Genomic DNA, 17231 nt, shown 5'->3' with positions numbered 1-17231 from the left:
GAACGCCCGGTGCCGCACGAGCCTGAGCCGCACGCCCTCGACGCCGAAGCGGTGCGCGCCTGGAGCTCACTGGCCGTGGCCGCGCTGGGCCGGGCCCGCGAGGACATCGACGCGATCAACGTCTACCCGGTCGCGGACGCCGACACCGGAACCAACCTCTACCTGACCGCCGAATCGGCCGACCGCGCCCTGGAAGAGGCCTTCGGCACGACGGAGCCCGGGGTGAGCGAGACCACAGCCCCCCGGGCCCCGGCCGGGACCTCCCTGGCGCAGGCCGTGCGGGCCTATGCGCACGGCGCGCTCATAGGGGCCCGGGGGAACTCCGGGACGATCCTGGCGCAGCTGCTGCGCGGAGTGGCTGACGTACTGGGCGACGAGCCCGGGGGGCGCGGGCCCGGCCGGCTGCTGGCGCAGGCGCTGACCCGTGCCGCGGAGGAGGCGTACGCGGCCGTCGCGCACCCGGTGGAGGGCACCATGCTCACCGTCGCCGCGGCCGCGGCCCGGGCCGGTGAGGCGGCGCAGGCCCACGCCGGGACCGCCGCCGACGTGGCCCGGGCCGCCTACGACGGGGCCCGCGCCGCCCTGGCCGAGACCCCCGGGCAACTGGCCGCGCTGCGCCGGGCCGGAGTGGTCGACGCCGGGGGCTGCGGGCTGGTCGCCGTCCTGGGGGCCCTGTGGCAGGCGCTGTCCGGACAGGAGCCCGCCGCGGAGCCGGTGCGCGGCCGGGCCGTGCCCGTACCGCGGCTGCCGGAGCCCTGCGCGCAGGAACCGCAGGGACCGGCGTACGAGGTGGTCTACCTGCTGGAGGCCTCCGAGGCCCAGGTCGCGGAACTGCGCGCACGGCTCGACCCGCTCGGCGACTCCCTCGTCGTCGTGGGCGGCGACGGACTGTGGAACGTACACGTCCACGTCGACGATCCCGGCGCCGCCGTGGAGGCCGGGGTGGTGGCCGGCCGGCCGTACCGGATCCGGATCACCCACTTCGGCGACGAGCGGCGCCGGGCCCGGGGCGAACGCGTCCAGCGCGCCGTGGTCGCCGTGGTCCCGGGCGAGGGACTGGCCGTGCTGTGCGGCGAGGCCGGCGCGACGACCGTGCTCGCGCCGCCCGGGGAGGTACCGGCCGTCGCCGAACTGGTCGATGCCATCCGGCGCGCGCACGCCCGCGAGGTGGTGCTGCTGCCGGGCGGCACCGAGCCGCGGGCGGCCGCGGCCGCGGCGGCCGAGCAGGCCCGCGCCGACGGGGTACGGGTGGCCGTCATCCCCACCCGGTCCGCGGTCCAGGGGCTGGCCGCTCTCGCCGTGCACGACGCGGACGCCAGCTTCGACGAGGACGTGGTCGCCATGACCTCGGCGGCCGGAGCCACCCGGTACGGCGAACTGGCCGTCGCCGAGCGGCAGTCCTTCACCTCCGCCGGCATCTGCCAGGCCGGCGACGTGCTCGGGCTCATCGACGGCGACGTCGCGGTCATCGGCACCGGCCTGCCCGAGACCGCGCAGGCCGTCCTGGAGCGGATGCTCGGCTCGGGCGGCGAACTCGTCACCCTGGTCCTGGGACCGGAGGTGCCGGACGCCCTCGCCGAGCGCCTGGAGGCGTACGTCCAGCACAAGCACCTCGCGGTCGACACCGTCACCTACCGGGGCGGGCGGTATTCGGCGCCGCTGCTCATCGGCGTCGAATAGCGGCGCCGCCGGACGGGCCCGCGTCCGGGGGCGGCGCACCCGCCCACCGCGCGGGCCGCAGGGCGTATGCCCCGGTTGTCGGTGCCATGGTGTGCAATGGAACACGTGCCCGCGCTCGACGAAGACCTCAAGAAGACGCTCGGCCCCGCCACCGCGAAGGTGCTGGCCGAGCAGCTCGGCCTGCATACGGCCCTGGACCTGCTCCACCACTACCCCCGGCGGTACGCCGAGCGCGGCGAGCTGACCCCCCTCGCCGAACTGGCCGACCAGATCGACGAGCACGTGACCGTCGTCGCGCAGGTCGCCGACGCCCGGATCCTGACCTTCAACGGCGGCCGCGGCAAGCGCCTGGAGGTCACCATCACCGACGGCAGCGGGCGCCTGCAGCTGGTCTTCTTCGGCGCAGGCGTCCACAAGCCGCACAAGGACCTGCTGCCCGGCCGCCGCGCGATGTTCGCGGGCAAGGTCTCGATGTTCAACCGCAAGCTCCAACTGGCCCACCCCGCCTACGAGCCGCTCGGCACCGAAGCGGAGGACGGCGGCGGCGCGGACGCGGCGGCCGCCTTCGCCAACCAGCTCATCCCGATCTATCCCGCCTGCAAGCAGCTGGAATCCTGGAAGATCTCCAAGGCGGTCGACGCGGTACTGCCCGGCGTCCGGGAAGCCGAGGACCCGCTGCCGCCCTCCCTGCGCGAGGGGCGCGGGCTGATCCCGCTCACCGAGGCGCTGCTGAAGATCCACCGGCCGGCCACCAAGGCCGACATCGAGGACGCCCGCCAGCGCCTGAAATGGGACGAGGCCTTCGTCCTCCAGGTCGCCCTCGCCCGCCGCCGCCACGCCGACTCCCAACTCCCGGCCGTACCCCGCCGCCCCGCGGCCGGCGGTCTGCTCGACTCCTTCGACGCCAAGCTCCCCTTCACCCTCACCGAGGGCCAGCGGGGCGTCTCGAAGGAGATCTTCGACGACCTGGCCACCAGCCACCCCATGCACCGGCTCCTCCAGGGGGAGGTCGGCTCCGGCAAGACGCTGGTCGCGCTGCGGGCCATGCTCGCCGTCGTGGACTGCGGGGGGCAGGCCGCGATGCTCGCGCCCACCGAGGTGCTCGCCCAGCAGCACCACCGCTCCATCACCGAAATGATGGGCGAACTGGCCGAAGGCGGAATGCTCGGCGGCTCCGACCGGGGCACCAAGGTGGTGCTGCTCACCGGCTCGATGGGGATGCCCGCGCGCCGGCAGGCGCTGCTCGACCTGGTCACCGGTGAGGCCGGGATCGTGATCGGCACCCATGCGCTGATCGAGGACAAGGTGCGGTTCCACGACCTCGGCCTGGTCGTGGTGGACGAACAGCACCGCTTCGGCGTGGAGCAGCGCGACGCCTTGCGGTCCAAGGGGAAGCAGCCCCCGCACCTGCTGGTGATGACCGCGACCCCGATCCCGCGCACGGTCGCGATGACGGTCTTCGGCGACCTGGAGACCTCCGTCCTGGACCAGCTCCCCGCCGGACGCTCGCCGATCGCCACCCATGTCGTGCCCGCCAAGGACAAGCCGCACTTCCTGAGCCGGGCCTGGGAGCGGGTCCGCGAGGAGGTCGAGAAGGGCCACCAGGCGTATGTGGTCTGCCCCCGCATCGGTGATTCCCTCGACGAGGCGGCCGACGCCAAGAAGAAGGCCGCCGAGGAGGAGGGGGACAAGCGCCCGCCCCTGGCCGTCCTGGACATCGCCGAGCAGCTGGCGCGCGGCCCCCTGGCGGGACTGCCGGTCGAGGTGCTGCACGGGCGGATGGACCCGGCCGACAAGGACGACGTCATGCGGCGCTTCGCCGCGGGCGAGGTCAAGGTGCTGGTGGCCACCACCGTCATCGAGGTCGGGGTGAACGTGCCGAACTCCACCGTCATGGTGATCATGGACGCGGACCGGTTCGGCGTCTCCCAGCTGCACCAGCTGCGCGGCCGCGTCGGCCGCGGCTCCGCGCCCGGCCTGTGCCTGCTGGTCAGCGAGATGCACGAGGCCAGCCCCGCCCGGGCCCGCCTCGCCGCCGTCGCCGCCACCCTCGACGGATTCGAGCTCTCCCGGATCGACCTGGAGCAGCGCCGGGAGGGCGACGTCCTCGGCCAGGCCCAGTCGGGCGTGCGCTCCTCGCTGCGGATGCTCGCCGTCATCGAGGACGAGGAGGTCATCGCCCAGGCGCGGGAAGAGGCCACCCGCGTCGTGGCCGAGGACCCGGACCTGGAGCGGCTGCCGGCCCTGAGGACCGCGCTGGACGCCCTGCTGGACACCGAGCGGGAGCAGTACCTGGAGAAGGGCTGAGCGGCACGGCCTATCGTTGGAGCTCCGCGGGACTACCGCGGGCCCCGACCGCCGGACCGAAGGACCCCAGATGACCCGCGTGATCGCCGGCAGCGCCGGCGGGCGACGGCTGGCCGTGCCCCCCGGCACGGGCACCCGGCCGACCTCGGACCGGATGCGCGAAGGCCTCTTCTCGACCTGGGAGTCGCTCCACGGTGTCGAGGGGGCCCGGGTGCTCGATCTGTACGGGGGCTCCGGCGCCGTCGGCCTGGAGGCACTGTCCCGCGGCGCCGTCCACGTCCTGCTCGTCGAGGCCGACGCCAAGGCCGCCAAGGCCATCCGGGACAACATCCGCACCCTGGGCCTGCCCGGCGCCGAGTTCCGCGCCGGCAAGGCGGAGCAGATCGTGGCGGCCCGGGCGGGCGGGGAGCCGTACGACATCGTCTTCCTGGATCCGCCGTACGCCGTCGGCCATGACGATCTCCGGGAGATCCTCCTCACACTCCGGTCCAATGGCTGGCTCACGGACGCGGCGCTCGTCACCGTGGAGCGCAGTACCAGGAGCGGCGCCTTCCCGTGGCCCGAAGGGTTCGAACCGCTCCGGTCCCGGAAGTACGGCGAGGGCACCCTTTGGTACGGTCGCGCCGCCTTCACCAGCGAAGATTCATGATGCCCGCACCGGAGAGCGAGGAACATCAGTTGCGCCGCGCCGTCTGTCCGGGGTCGTTCGACCCCATCACCAACGGACACCTCGACATCATCGGCCGGGCCTCCCGGCTCTACGACGTGGTCCACGTCGCCGTGATGATCAACCAGTCCAAGCAGGGGCTGTTCACCGTCGAGGAGCGGATCGAGCTGATCCGCGAGGCGACCGCCGACTACGGGAACGTCGAGGTCGAGTCCTTCCACGGACTGCTGGTCGACTTCTGCAAGCAGCGGGACATCCCGGCCATCGTCAAGGGCCTGCGAGCCGTCAGCGACTTCGACTACGAGCTCCAGATGGCCCAGATGAACATGGGTCTGTCGGGCGTCGAGACGCTCTTCGTCCCGACCAACCCCACCTACAGCTTCCTGTCCTCCTCCCTGGTCAAGGAGGTCGCGGCCTGGGGCGGCGACGTCGCCCACCTGCTGCCGGCGCACGTGCACACGGCCCTGCTGGCGCGGCTGCGGGACCGCTGACCGCCTGACGCCCCGTCAGTCAGTGTCGGGGCTCCGCCCGGTGGCCTTACAGTCGTCCCGTCCGTCTCAGGAACCGCCTGAGGCCGAGAGAGTGCGAGCCCCCATGGACGTGCAGAAGAAGCTGGACGAGATCGTCGCGGCCGTCGGCAGCGCCCGGTCCATGCCCATGTCGGCCTCCTGCGTGATCAACCGCGCCGAGCTGCTCGCCCAGCTCGAAGAGGTGCGCAGCGCGCTCCCCGGTTCACTCGCCCAGGCGCAGGAGCTCATCGGCGGGCGGGAGCAGCTGGTCGAGGAGGCCCGCCGGGAGGCGGAGCGGATCATCGAGTCCGCCCACGACCAGCGGGGCTCGCTGATCTCCGACACCGAGATCGCGCGCCGTTCCCAGGCCGAGGCGGACCGGATCCTGTCGGAGGCCCGCCGCGAGGCCGAGGAAATCCGGGCCGAGGCCGACGACTACGTCGACAGCAAGCTCGCGAACTTCGAGGTCGTGCTGACCAAGACCATCGGCTCCGTGGACCGGGGGCGGGAAAAGCTCCTGGGCCGCGGTCCGGCCCTGGACGAGGACGGCTACCCGGACCCGGAGGCCCCCGAGCGCAGCCTCGACCCGCAGACGCAGCGGCTCCAGGCGGACGCCTACGTGGACACCAAACTGGCGACCTTCGAGGCGGTGCTCGCCAAGACCCTGGAGGCGGTCGGCCGCGGCCGGCAGAAACTGCTCGGCCGGGGCCCCTCCGACGACCTCGGCGTGCACATGGCCGCCCAGGACGCGGCGGGCGCACCCTCCTCCCGCTCGGCGAGCGACGCGGACTTCCTGGCGGGCCTGGCCGAACCGGAGGCCGCGCCGGCGCAGGCTCCGGTCCCCCCGCAGGCCCGGCCGGAACCGGCGTACGACGCGTACTCCTACCAGCAGCCCGCCGCCCAGCAGCAGGAGCCGTACCCCGGTACGGGCCCCGGCGCCGGGGGAGCGGCTTACCCCGCGCCCTACGCCGACCCGTACGGGGGCTACCAGCAGCAGGACCCCTATGCGGCGTATCAGCAGCACGCCCCGTCCGACGCCTACACCGGTGCCGCCTACGCCGGGCACTACGACGGACAGCAGCCGCAGGGCCAGCACGGCCAGCAGACCCAGCACGGCCAGCAGGGGCAGCAGCCCGCCCTGGACGAGACCAGCCTCTTCGACACGAGCATGATCAATCTCGACCAGCTGCGCCAGTACGAACAGGGCCGCTGAGCGCCCTCGCCGAAGGGGTGCCCGCCCGCTACGGAGGGACCCGGGGCCGATTGGGCGCAGAGCCCGGCGCCGGGTATCCTGGCTCTTCGGTCGCGCGTATGCACCGCGATCCATGCTGCCCGTAAGTGGCGGCGGCTTTGATCTTCAGCGATCTGTGAAAGCAGGAACGGCCCTGAATACCCGCCTCGACCACCGCAACCCCCTCGTGTTCGACACGCACGAGCTGGGTCGGCGTCCTGGTGCCATGCAGCGGCTGTTCCAGGAGATCGCGGCGCCGGCGGACCTCGGTCTCGCCGGTGTCATCGGAGTGCCGGAAGGCGCCCCGATGAAGTTGAAGTTCCGCATGGAGTCGGTCATGGAAGGGGTGCTTGTCACAGGCACCGTCCGTGCATCGGCCGTGGGGGAGTGCGTAAGGTGTCTGGAGTCCGTGGAGCGTGAGCTCAAGGCGGACTTCCAGGAGATGTTCTCGTACCCTGACGCCGACGACCGGACCCGCTCCAAGGCGGAGCCGGCCGACGACGCCGAGGACGACGAGGACACGCTCCACCTTGAGGACGGCTTGTTCGACCTCGAACCCGTGCTGCGCGACGTGGTGGTGCTCGCACTGCCGCTGCAGCCGGTGTGCCGGGAGGACTGTCTCGGACTGTGCCCCGATTGCGGACTCAGCCTGAACGACGACCCGGACCATCACCATGACGCCGTCGACATCCGTTGGGCGGCATTGCAGGAACTCGTCGTGACCGATCAGGACGACGAGAAGGACAACATGAGCGGCACTGCATCTGACGACGTTCAGAGCGCCGCCGAGAAGCAGGAGAAGTAGCCGTGGCTGTTCCGAAGCGGAAGATGTCGCGCAGCAACACGCGCCACCGCCGGTCGCAGTGGAAGGCTGCGGTCCCCACCCTGGTTTCGTGTGAGCGTTGCCAGGAGCCGAAGCTCCAGCACATCGCGTGCCCGAGCTGCGGCACCTACAACAAGCGCCAGGTCCTCGAGGTCTGAGCGGCTGGTGAGAGGCGCAATGTCTGAGCTGTCCAACGCTGAGAAGCAGGCAGACAGTAACAACGCGGCCTCGTCCCACACGCTTCTGGAAGGGCGGCTCGGGTACAAACTTGAGTCCGCCCTTCTGGTGCGTGCGCTGACGCACCGCTCGTACGCGTACGAGAACGGCGGTCTGCCCACCAACGAACGGCTGGAGTTCCTCGGGGACTCCGTGCTGGGCCTGGTGGTCACGGACACGCTGTACACGACCCACCCCGACCTGCCCGAAGGCCAGCTGGCCAAGCTGCGGGCCGCGGTGGTCAACTCGCGTGCGCTGGCGGAGGTCGGGCGCGGCCTCGAACTCGGTCTCTTCATCCGGCTCGGCCGGGGCGAAGAAGGCACGGGTGGCCGGGACAAGGCCTCCATCCTCGCCGACACCCTTGAAGCGGTGATCGGTGCGGTCTACCTCGATCAGGGCCTTGACGCGGCCTCGGAGCTGGTTCACCGGCTCTTCGACCCGCTCATCGAGAAGTCCTCGAACCTCGGGGCCGGCCTGGACTGGAAGACCAGTCTCCAGGAGCTCACGGCGGCCGAAGGTCTTGGTGTACCGGAGTACCTGGTCACCGAGACCGGTCCGGACCACGAGAAGACCTTCACAGCTGCCGCTCGCGTCGGTGGTGTCTCGTACGGCACCGGCACCGGCCGCAGCAAGAAGGAAGCGGAACAGCAGGCGGCGGAGTCCGCGTGGCGCGGGATCCGCGCCGCCGCGGACCAGCGGATCGCGGCAGCGGCGGAGGCCGCGGCCGAGGCGGCTGCGGTAGAGGTGCGGGCGGTGGCACCGGCTCCGGCCGAGGCCGACGCGCCGGCCGCTGCCGAAGCCCCGGCCGGGACGGACGGCGCGCCGACGCCGGCCGACTCGACGCCGGCCGACTCGGCGCCGGGCGTCTGACCCTTCCTTCCGGGTTTTCCCCGCCCCGCCACCTGCCCCGGCAGGTGGCGGGGCGGACCCGTTTCCGGGCCCCGGGACACGGCCGGTACGCTCGCCGGGAGCCAGCAGATCCGTACCGCCACCGGAGGAAACCGTGCCCGAGCTGCCCGAGGTGGAAGTGGTGCGGCGGGGGCTGGAGCGGTGGGTGGCCGGGCGGACCGTCGAAACCGTCGAGGTGCTGCACCCGAGGGCCGTACGGCGCCACCTCGCGGGCGGGGCGGACTTCGCGGCGCGGCTCGCGGGCCGGACGATCGGGATGCCGCAGCGGCGGGGGAAGTACCTGTGGCTGCCACTGGAGGACCTGGGCCTGTCCGTCCTCGGGCACCTGGGGATGAGCGGGCAGCTGCTCGTGCGGCCGCTGGAGGCACCGGACGAGAAGCACCTGCGGATCCGCGTGCGCTTCCGGGACCGGCAGGGGACGGAGCTGCGCTTCGTCGACCAGCGGACTTTCGGCGGGCTCTCCCTGCACGAGAACACTCCGGAGGGGCTGCCCGACGTCATCGCGCACATCGCGCGGGACCCCCTGGACCCGCTGTTCGACGAGGTCGCCTACCACCTCGCGCTGCGTGCCCGGCGCACCACCGTCAAGCGGGCCCTGCTGGACCAGTCCCTGATCAGCGGCGTCGGCAACATCTACGCCGACGAGGCCCTGTGGCGCGCCCGGATTCACTACGAGCGCCCCGTCTCGACCCTGACGCGCCCCCGGAGCGCGGAACTCCTCGGCCACGTCCGGGACGTCATGAACGCCGCGCTGGCGGTCGGCGGCACCAGCTTCGACAGCCTCTACGTGAACGTGAACGGGGAGTCCGGGTACTTCGACCGCTCACTCGACGCCTACGGACGCGAGGGTGAGCCCTGCCGGCGCTGCGGTACGCCGATGCGGCGCAGGCCGTGGATGAACAGGTCGAGCTACTACTGCCCGCGCTGCCAGAGGCCGCCGCGCATCCCGTCGTAGGACGCCGTGCAGGATCTGCCGGGAGGGGCGGGCGCGCGCCGGCACCGACCTGGCGTGTGTCAGAAGCCGAAGTCCTGCGTCCACCAGGGGCCGCCGGCGGCGAAGTGGGCGCCGACGCCCAGCGTGCGGAATTCGCAGTTGAGGATGTTCGCCTTGTGGCCGGGGCTGTTCATCCAGGCCTTCATCACGGCGTCCGCGTCACCCTGACCGCGGGCTATGTTCTCGCCGCCCATACCCGAGATGCCCGCCTGGGCGGCGCGGTCCCAGGGGCTGTCCCCGTCGGGGTCGGTGTGGCCGAAGAAGCCGCGGGTGGCCATGTCCTTGCTGAAGGCGCCGGCCAGCGCGGCGAGCGGCGGGTTGGCCCGGACCGGACCGCAGCCGGCCTGAGCGCGTGCCTGGTTCACCAGGGTCACCACGGCGGTCTCCTCGGCGGAGTGACCGTCCAGGGCGCCCGGCGCCGGCGGAGCGGGCGGCACCGGGACGGCGGGCTTCGACGGGGGCGCGGGCTTGGACGGGGGCGCGGGCTTGGACGGAGCCGGGGCGGCGGGCTTCGACGGCGCGGGGGCGGGGCTCTTGCGCGGGGCGTTGGCGGAAGGGGCCGGCGGCGGGGTGGCCGAGGCGGAGGCGCTCGGCGCGGCCGGGCTCGGGGACGTCGAAGGCGAGGCCGAGGGGGAAGGGGAAGCGGAAGGGGACGGCGAAGCGGAGGGGGACGGCGAGGCGGACGGGGACGGAGCGGCCGACGGGGCGTCGGGGGTGCGGCCGGACAGGCCGGGGAGGCCGTCCCGCTGCCGCGCCGCGCCGTCGGGGCCGGGCGAGGCCTTGGCCTTCGCCTCCGCCGTGGCGTGGGTGCTCGTACCGCTGACGCCGACGTAGGGGAAGGAGCCGCTGACCGGGACCATGCCCGTGGTGACGGCCGCCGTGCCGAGGGCCGCGGTCACGGCGACGCCCAGCAGGCCGGTGCGCACCACCGTGGCGCGTCGGCCGCCGCGGGGCGGGGCGGCGTGGAGTCGGTGGCGTCCCATCGGCGTCGGGCCTCCCTTGAAAGGTCAAGATCATCTGAAAGGTGGAAGATCATCCCTTACCCACCCGAATGGGTGAGCTCATCGGAGCGCGACTGTACGCCATGCCGCCGGGGGGCGGCGTGTTCGTCCAGGCTCGGCCCGGTTAGCGTTCGCGTATGAACGAAGACGTCCGTGTGACCGCCTGGGTGCGCGGCCGGGTCCAAGGAGTGGGCTTCCGTTGGTTCACCAGGGCCAATGCGCTGGAGATCGGCGGGCTCGTCGGCTTCGCGCTCAACCTCGACGACGGGCGGGTGCAAGTGGTGGCGGAAGGTCAACGTGAGAATTGCCACCGACTGCTGGAGTGGCTGCGCTCCGCCGACACGCCCGGACGCGTCGACGGGGTGACGGAGATCTGGGGCACACCGCGAGGCGGTTACGACGGTTTCGCGATCCGGTGAGCGCTCGACCGATCATGGACTGATCACATCCCGTGGTGGGTCGCACACGGTCGGATCTGCGCATTCTCCGCCGACGCGTTGCCGCCGCGGGCGATCCGTGGAAGGCTCGGAGGCGAGGATGATCTCCATGCACCCCACGCGGTCCGGGATGCCCGCCGATACGGGGCGTGATCGTGTTGACCGTCAAACTTTTTGGTGAGACGCTGGAAGCCCCGCGCACCTGAGCTGTTTGGCAGTGCTGGCAGTAGTAAGCGCAGTGACTGACAGTCGCTGCCGGACATCCGCGGGTGCGATTCCCTCACGACCCACACCGCTTCGGTCGGTCACTCAGTGTGGAGGACCATCCATCATGGCAAAGGCGCTTCTCGGTTACGTCGGCGGTTCGGATCCGCGGCTCCTCGCCGAGATGCGACGGCTTCAGCAGCGCGTCCAGGACCTTGAGTCCGAGCTCGTACGGATTCAGTCCGAAAACGACGCGTTGAACGCGGCCGCCGCTCAGCACGGAGACTCGTTGCTGGACAGCATCGACATCGACGTACCCAAGGCGGAGCCTGCGCTCACCTGATCCGGCGATCACCTGTCGCTCACTCCAGCCCGCAGATCTGCAAGGGACGCTTCGGCGTCCCTTCTTTCTTGGGCCTTCCCGGACTCGGGTCTCTCGGGCTCGCTCCATGGGGCTCGGGCCTCTTCGGCTCGGGCCTGCTCCGGCCGTAAACCACTGAGGCCGGGTGGGGAGACTGTTGCCTTCTGGTGTGCCCTGCACCTTCATGGGTGAAACCACCCGGAAAAGGTAGAGTCCCGGGGCGTGCACCTCAAGTCCCTGACCCTGCGCGGCTTCAAATCCTTCGCTTCCGCCACCACCCTGCGCTTCGAGCCCGGCATCACCTGTGTCGTGGGACCGAACGGTTCGGGCAAGTCCAATGTGGTGGACGCGCTCTCCTGGGTCATGGGTGAACAGGGCGCCAAGACCCTGCGCGGCGGGAAGATGGAAGACGTCATCTTCGCCGGGACCACAGGACGTCCGCCGCTCGGCCGCGCCGAGGTCTCGCTGACGATCGACAACTCCGACGGCGCGCTGCCCATCGACTACGCCGAAGTCACCATCACCCGGATCATGTTCCGCGGCGGCAGCAGCGAGTACCAGATCAACGGTGATACCTGCCGCCTCCTCGACATCCAGGAACTGCTCTCCGACTCCGGCATCGGGCGCGAGATGCACGTCATCGTCGGGCAGGGGCAGCTGGACTCCGTCCTGCACGCCGACCCCATGGGGCGCCGGGCCTTCATCGAGGAGGCGGCCGGCGTACTCAAGCACCGCAAGCGGAAAGAGAAGGCGCTGCGGAAGCTGGACGCGATGCGGGCCAACCTCGCCCGCGTACAGGACTTGAACGACGAGCTGCGACGGCAGCTGAAGCCCCTCGGCCGGCAGGCCGCCGTGGCCCGGCGGGCGGCCGTCATCCAGGCGGACCTGCGCGACGCCCGGCTGCGGCTGCTCGCCGACGACCTCGTCCTGCTGCGGCGGGCGCTGGACGCGGAGATCGCGGACGAGGCGGCGCTGAAGGAACGCAAGGAGGAGGCCGCCAGCCGGCTCGCCGACGCGCTGCGGCGCGAAGCCGTACTGGAGGAGGCGGTACGGGAGCTCACGCCGCGGCTGGGGCGGGCCCAGCAGACCTGGTACGAGCTCTCGCAGCTGGCCGAACGCGTACGGGGCACCGCGTCCCTGGCCGACGCGCGGGTGAGGAGTGCCACGGCTCCGGTGGAGGAGGAGCGGCGCGGCGGGGACGGGAGGGACCCCGAGAGCATGGAGCGGGAGGCCGCCCGGATCCGCGAGCAGGAGGCTGAACTGGCGGCCGCCCTGGAGGCCGCCGCACGCGCGCTGGAGGACACGGCGGCGCACCGCGCGGAGCTGGAACGCTCGCTGGCCGAGGAGGAACGGCGGCTGCGGGACGCGGCGCGGGCCATCGCCGACCGGCGGGAGGGGCTGGCCCGCCTGACGGGACGGCTGGGCGCGGCCCGGTCCCGGGCGGGCGCGGCGCAGGCGGAGATCGACCGGCTGGTCGCGGCGCGGGAGGAGGCGCGGGAGCGGGCCGAGGCCGCGCGGGAGGAGTACGAGCTCCTGGCCGCCGAGTCCGGGTCGCCGGACGACGAAGCGGAGCGGGAGGCCGCGCTGGGAACGGCGCGGGCCGAGCTGGAGGCGGCCGAGGCCGGGCTCGCCGCCGCCCGGGACGCCGTGACGTCCGCGGAGCGGTCGCGGGCTGCCGTCTCGGCGCGGCGGGACGCGCTGGCGCTCGGGCTGCGCCGCAAGGACGGTACGGGGACGCTGCTCGCGGCGCGGGGGCGGCTCGCCGGGCTGCTGGGACCGGCGGCGGAGCGGCTGTCGGTGACTCCGGGATACGAGGTGGCGGTGGCGGCGGCGCTGGGTGCGGCGGCGGACGCGCTGGCCGTGGCGTCGCCCGGGGCGGCGGCCGGGGCGATCCGGCACCTGCGGGATGCGGACGGAGGGCGGGCCACGTTCCTGATCACCCCGCCATCGCCGCTCGGCGCACGCCTCCCGGGCGAAGTCCCGCCGGCGGGCCCGGCTGCTCCGGGCGGGCCCGTACCGGGGCAGGCGACGGCGTCGGGCGGGGCGGTTCCCGCCGTACCTTGCGAAGCCGGTGGATCGGTCCACGGCGACGTCCTGCCGGGCTGCGCGGTTGCTCCGGGCGGCCCCGTACCGGGGCGGGCGACGGCGTCCGGCGGGGGCGTTGACGGTGTGCCCGGCGTTCCCGGTCAGCTTCCGGTCCCGGGTCCGAGCCGCACCGGCGGTGCGGGCCCCGCGGTGCCGGGGCAGGCCTCGGGCGAGCCGTACAGCGGGCAGGACCCGGCAGGCGCCACGGCCGGGCCGCGCGACGCGCGTGAATCCGCCCCCGCGTCCGCCGCCACGCCGAGAGGTTCGGGGCCTGGTACCGGTGTCGGTGTACGGCGGTGGGTGAGCGCCGGGGAGCTGGTGCGGGGTGACGCCGCCGTGGCGCGGGCCGTCGGATGGGTGCTGCGGGACTACGTCGTGGTGGGGACGCTCGACGAAGCCGAGGCGCTGGTCGCGGAGCGGCCCGAGCTGGTGGCCGTGACGGCACAGGGCGACGTACTCGGGGCGCACCTCGCCCACGGCGGTTCCGCGGGCGCGCCCAGTCTCATCGAGGTGCGGGCCGCCGTGGACGAGGCGGAGGCGGAGCTGGCCCGGCTGGACGAGCAGTGCCGGGAGCTCGGCGCGGCCCAGGAGGCAGCCGGGGCACGGCGGCGGGATGCGGCCGCCCTGGTCGAGGAGGTCGGGGAGCGGCGGCGGGCCGCGGAACAGGCGAGGGCGGGCTTCGCGCAGCAGCTCGGGAGGCTCGCCGGGCAGGCGAAGGGGGCCGCCGGTGAAGCCGAGCGCGCCGCCGCCGCCGCGGCCAGGGCGCAGGACGCGCTGGAGCGGGCGGTGGCCGAAGTGGAGGAGTGCGCGCAGCGGCTGGCGAGCGCCGAGGAGCTGCCGGGGGAGGAGGAGCCGGACACCTCCCGGCGGGACCGGCTCGCCGCGGACGGCGCCAACGCCCGGCAGACCGAGACGGAAGCCCGGCTCCAGCTCAGAACGCACGAGGAGCGGGTCAAGGCGCTGGCCGGCCGGGCCGACGCGCTGGACCGCGCGGCCCGGTCGGAGCGTGAGGCCCGGGCCCGCGCGGAGCGGCGCCGGGCGCGGCTGCGGCACGAGGCGCAGGTGGCCCGGGCGGTGGCCGAGGGGGCCCGTCAGCTGCTCGCGCACGTGGAGGTCTCGCTCCGCAGGTCCGAGGAGGAGCGTGCCGCGGCCGAGTACGCCAAGGGCCTGCGCGAGCGGGAACTCGTCGAGGCCCGCGGCCGCGGTCGCGACCTGAAGGCCGAGCTGGACAAGCTGACCGACTCCGTCCACCGGGGTGAGGTGCTCGGCGCGGAGAAGCGGCTGCGGATCGAGCAGGTGGAGACCAAGGCGCTGGAGGAGTTCGGCATGGAGGCCGGCGGGCTCGTCGCCGAGTACGGCCCCGACCAGCCGGTGCCGCCTTCGCCGCTCGCCGAGGGGGAAGAGGCCAGCGAGGATCCGGAGGACCCCCGCAACCGCCCCGGCCCCTTCGTCCGCGCCGAGCAGGAGAAGCGGCTCAAGGCGGCCGAGCGTGCCTACCAGCAGCTCGGCAAGGTCAATCCGCTGGCGTTGGAGGAGTTCGCGGCGCTGGAGGAGCGCCACCGGTTCCTGAGCGAGCAGCTTGAGGACCTGCGCAAGACCCGCGCCGATCTGCTGCGTGTGGTGAAGGAGGTGGACGAGCGGGTCGAGCAGGTCTTCACCGAGGCCTACCGGGATACGGCCCGGGAGTTCGAAGGGGTCTTCTCCCGGCTGTTCCCCGGCGGCGAGGGCCGGCTGGTCCTGACCGATCCCGGCGACATGCTGGCCACCGGCGTCGACGTGGAGGCCCGGCCGCCGGGCAAGAAGGTCAAACGGCTGTCACTGCTCTCCGGAGGGGAGCGCTCCCTGACCGCCGTGGCCCTGCTGGTGGCCATCTTCAAGGCCAGGCCCAGCCCGTTCTACGTGATGGACGAGGTGGAGGCCGCGCTCGACGACACCAACCTGCAACGGCTGATCCGGATCATGGAGGAGCTCCAGGAGAGCTCGCAGCTGATCGTCATCACGCACCAGAAACGGACGATGGAGGTCGCCGACGCGCTCTACGGCGTCTCGATGCAGGGGGACGGCGTCTCCAAGGTCATCAGCCAGCGCCTCCGCTGAGGATGAGCGCGCCCGAGACGGGCAAGAGCGGCGGCAGAGCCGTCCGGCAAGAGCGCAGTTCCATTCAAGAAGTGAAGCGATCTTCGGCAGAGTGAACTTCATATGAAGTATTGACTTCAGAAAATGAAGACATAAGCTCGCTCCCGCTGCCCTCTCCTTTCGGGTGGTGCCCGATCTTGAACCGTGCGCCACTGAGAGGAATCACCCCCACCACCGCCCGCCACCGCAGCCGGGCAAGCAGGAGCAGACCTTGACCAGCACCGCGCAGGAGTCCACGTCAGGCGGCGGACGCGCAGCCCAGCCCGACCACCTCGGGCACGTCATCTTCATCACAGCGGCCGCCGCCATGGGCGGTTTCCTCTTCGGCTACGACAGCTCCGTCATCAACGGCGCCGTCGTCGCCATCCGCGACCGGTTCGAAGTCGGCTCCGAGGCGCTCGCGCAGGTGATCGCCGCCGCGCTGATCGGATGCGCGCTGGGCGCCGCCACCGCCGGCCGCATCGCCGACCGGATCGGCCGCATCCGCTGCATGCAGATCGCCGCCGTCCTCTTCACGGCGAGCGCCATCGGCTCGGCCCTGCCCTTCGCCCTGTGGGACCTCGCCCTGTGGCGGGTGATCGGCGGCTTCGGCATCGGCATGGCGTCCGTGATCGGCCCCGCCTACATCGCCGAGGTGTCCCCGCCCGCCTACCGCGGCCGGCTGGCCTCCTTCCAGCAGGCGGCCATCGTCATCGGCATCGCGGTCTCCCAGCTCGTCAACTGGGGCATCCTGAACCTCGCCGACGGCGACCAGCGCGGCGAGATCGCCGGCCTGGAGGCCTGGCAGTGGATGCTCGGCGTCATGGTCGTCCCGGCCGTGCTCTACGGGCTGATGTCCTTCGTCATCCCGGAGTCGCCGCGCTTCCTGATCTCCGTCGGCCGCACCGAGCAGGCCAAGCGGGTGCTGCGTGAGGTCGAGGGCTCGAAGGTCGACCTCGACGCACGTGTGGGCGAGATCGAACTGGCCATGCTCTCCGAGCACAAGTCCACCTTCAAGGACCTCCTCGGCGGCCGCTTCGGCCTGCTGCCCATCGTCTGGATCGGCATCGGCCTCTCGCTCTTCCAGCAGCTCGTCGGCATCAACGTGATCTTCTACTACAGCTCCTCGCTGTGGCAGTCCGTCGGCATCGACCCGAGCAGCTCGTTCCTCTACTCCTTCACCACCTCGATCATCAACATCGTCGGCACGGTCATCGCGATGATCTTCGTCGACCGGATCGGCCGCAAGCCGCTCGCCCTCGTCGGCTCGGCGGGCATGGCCCTCTCGCTCGGCCTGGCCGCGTGGGCGTTCTCGTACAAGACCGGCACCGGCGAGAACATCACCATGCCCGACACGCAGGGCACGGTCGCGCTGGTCGCCGCGCACTCCTTCGTCCTGTTCTTCGCCCTCTCCTGGGGCGTGGTGGTCTGGGTGCTGCTCGGCGAGATGTTCCCCAACCGCATCAGGGCCGCGGCCCTCGGCGTCGCCGCCGCGGCCCAGTGGGTCGCCAACTGGGTCATCACCGTCTCGTTCCCGTCCCTGTCGGACTGGAACCTCTCCGGTGCGTACGTCATCTACACGGTCTTCGCCGCGCTCTCGATCCCCTTCATCCTCAAGTGGGTGCCGGAGACCAAGGGCAAGGCGTTGGAGGAGATGGGGTAACCACCCCCGCCGCCACCCCTCTCCTCTTC

General features: G+C 72.5%; 14 protein-coding genes. 13 read left to right on the top strand and 1 reads right to left on the bottom strand.

Translation table 11 applies throughout. From position 1 onward, the window contains the following. Positions 1 to 9 precede the first annotated feature (9 nt). From ACWDX7_RS18600 to mutM, 9 genes are all read left to right on the top strand, one after another. Entirely contained in the window at positions 10 to 1680 is a 1671-nt protein-coding gene (locus ACWDX7_RS18600; RefSeq protein ID WP_451489933.1) for a DAK2 domain-containing protein, read from the top strand. A 96-nt stretch (positions 1681 to 1776) separates the two neighbouring features. Continuing rightward, a complete protein-coding gene (recG, locus tag ACWDX7_RS18595) occupies positions 1777 to 3987 on the top strand; it encodes an ATP-dependent DNA helicase RecG (RefSeq protein ID WP_451489932.1) in 2211 nt (736 codons plus the stop codon). A 70-nt stretch (positions 3988 to 4057) separates the two neighbouring features. Further along, positions 4058 to 4636, top strand: coding sequence for a 16S rRNA (guanine(966)-N(2))-methyltransferase RsmD (rsmD, locus tag ACWDX7_RS18590; RefSeq protein ID WP_451489931.1), 579 nt, complete (start codon positions 4058 to 4060; stop codon positions 4634 to 4636). Between the two features lie 29 nt (positions 4637 to 4665). Continuing rightward, positions 4666 to 5145 (top strand): pantetheine-phosphate adenylyltransferase, encoded by a 480-nt coding sequence (gene coaD / locus ACWDX7_RS18585; protein WP_355416099.1) that lies wholly within the window; start codon positions 4666 to 4668, stop codon positions 5143 to 5145. A gap of 103 nt (positions 5146 to 5248) precedes the next feature. Beyond that, complete coding sequence (locus tag ACWDX7_RS18580) at positions 5249 to 6376, top strand: DivIVA domain-containing protein (protein WP_451489930.1); 1128 nt, start codon at positions 5249 to 5251, stop codon at positions 6374 to 6376. Between the two features lie 112 nt (positions 6377 to 6488). After that, positions 6489 to 7199: a YceD family protein gene (locus ACWDX7_RS18575; RefSeq protein ID WP_451489929.1), complete on the top strand. Its 711-nt coding sequence runs from the start codon at positions 6489 to 6491 to the stop codon at positions 7197 to 7199. Between the two features lie 2 nt (positions 7200 to 7201). Further along, entirely contained in the window at positions 7202 to 7375 is a 174-nt protein-coding gene (gene rpmF / locus ACWDX7_RS18570) for a 50S ribosomal protein L32 (RefSeq protein ID WP_003965982.1), read from the top strand. 19 nt (positions 7376 to 7394) lie between these two features. Then, a complete protein-coding gene (rnc, locus tag ACWDX7_RS18565) occupies positions 7395 to 8303 on the top strand; it encodes a ribonuclease III (protein WP_451489928.1) in 909 nt (302 codons plus the stop codon). A gap of 133 nt (positions 8304 to 8436) precedes the next feature. Continuing rightward, a complete protein-coding gene (gene mutM / locus ACWDX7_RS18560; RefSeq protein ID WP_451489927.1) occupies positions 8437 to 9297 on the top strand; it encodes a bifunctional DNA-formamidopyrimidine glycosylase/DNA-(apurinic or apyrimidinic site) lyase in 861 nt (286 codons plus the stop codon). Between the two features lie 59 nt (positions 9298 to 9356). Here the strand turns inward: mutM and ACWDX7_RS18555 are convergent, their stop codons facing one another. Then, positions 9357 to 10319 carry a CAP domain-containing protein gene (locus tag ACWDX7_RS18555; RefSeq protein WP_451489926.1) on the bottom strand — a complete coding sequence of 321 codons (963 nt, stop codon included), beginning with the start codon at positions 10317 to 10319 and terminating at the stop codon, positions 9357 to 9359. A gap of 155 nt (positions 10320 to 10474) precedes the next feature. Between ACWDX7_RS18555 and ACWDX7_RS18550 the strand changes: the two genes are divergently transcribed. The 4 genes from ACWDX7_RS18550 (at position 10475) to ACWDX7_RS18535 (ending at position 17202) form a co-directional block, all read left to right on the top strand. Beyond that, the gene (locus ACWDX7_RS18550; RefSeq protein ID WP_451489925.1) at positions 10475 to 10756 is read left to right on the top strand and encodes an acylphosphatase; all 282 of its coding nucleotides are present in this window, start codon (positions 10475 to 10477) and stop codon (positions 10754 to 10756) included. Positions 10757 to 11105: 349 nt separating this feature from the next. Beyond that, positions 11106 to 11321 (top strand): hypothetical protein, encoded by a 216-nt coding sequence (locus ACWDX7_RS18545; RefSeq protein WP_219669582.1) that lies wholly within the window; start codon positions 11106 to 11108, stop codon positions 11319 to 11321. A 240-nt stretch (positions 11322 to 11561) separates the two neighbouring features. Beyond that, positions 11562 to 15521 carry an AAA family ATPase gene (locus tag ACWDX7_RS18540; RefSeq protein ID WP_451489924.1) on the top strand — a complete coding sequence of 1320 codons (3960 nt, stop codon included), beginning with the start codon at positions 11562 to 11564 and terminating at the stop codon, positions 15519 to 15521. A 250-nt stretch (positions 15522 to 15771) separates the two neighbouring features. After that, positions 15772 to 17202: a sugar porter family MFS transporter gene (locus ACWDX7_RS18535; RefSeq protein WP_451489923.1), complete on the top strand. Its 1431-nt coding sequence runs from the start codon at positions 15772 to 15774 to the stop codon at positions 17200 to 17202. Positions 17203 to 17231 lie beyond the last annotated feature (29 nt).

The organism is Streptomyces sp. NPDC003034 (genome assembly GCF_053591375.1).
This window is presented reverse-complemented; position numbering and strand designations above follow the sequence as displayed.

Bases quoted from the DNA above. Each gene is read 5' to 3' on its own strand.
- ACWDX7_RS18580 (WP_451489930.1), top strand. From the start codon at position 5,249: ATGGACGTGCAGAAGAAGCTGGACGAGATCGTCGCGGCCGTCGGCAGC.
- rnc (WP_451489928.1), top strand. From the start codon at position 7,395: ATGTCTGAGCTGTCCAACGCTGAGAAGCAGGCAGACAGTAACAACGCG.
- ACWDX7_RS18550 (WP_451489925.1), top strand. From the start codon at position 10,475: ATGAACGAAGACGTCCGTGTGACCGCCTGGGTGCGCGGCCGGGTCCAA.
- ACWDX7_RS18575 (WP_451489929.1), top strand. From the start codon at position 6,489: ATGCTGCCCGTAAGTGGCGGCGGCTTTGATCTTCAGCGATCTGTGAAA.
- rsmD (WP_451489931.1), top strand. From the start codon at position 4,058: ATGACCCGCGTGATCGCCGGCAGCGCCGGCGGGCGACGGCTGGCCGTG.
- recG (WP_451489932.1), top strand. From the start codon at position 1,777: ATGGAACACGTGCCCGCGCTCGACGAAGACCTCAAGAAGACGCTCGGC.
- ACWDX7_RS18555 (WP_451489926.1), bottom strand. From the start codon at position 10,319: ATGGGACGCCACCGACTCCACGCCGCCCCGCCCCGCGGCGGCCGACGC.
- ACWDX7_RS18545 (WP_219669582.1), top strand. From the start codon at position 11,106: ATGGCAAAGGCGCTTCTCGGTTACGTCGGCGGTTCGGATCCGCGGCTC.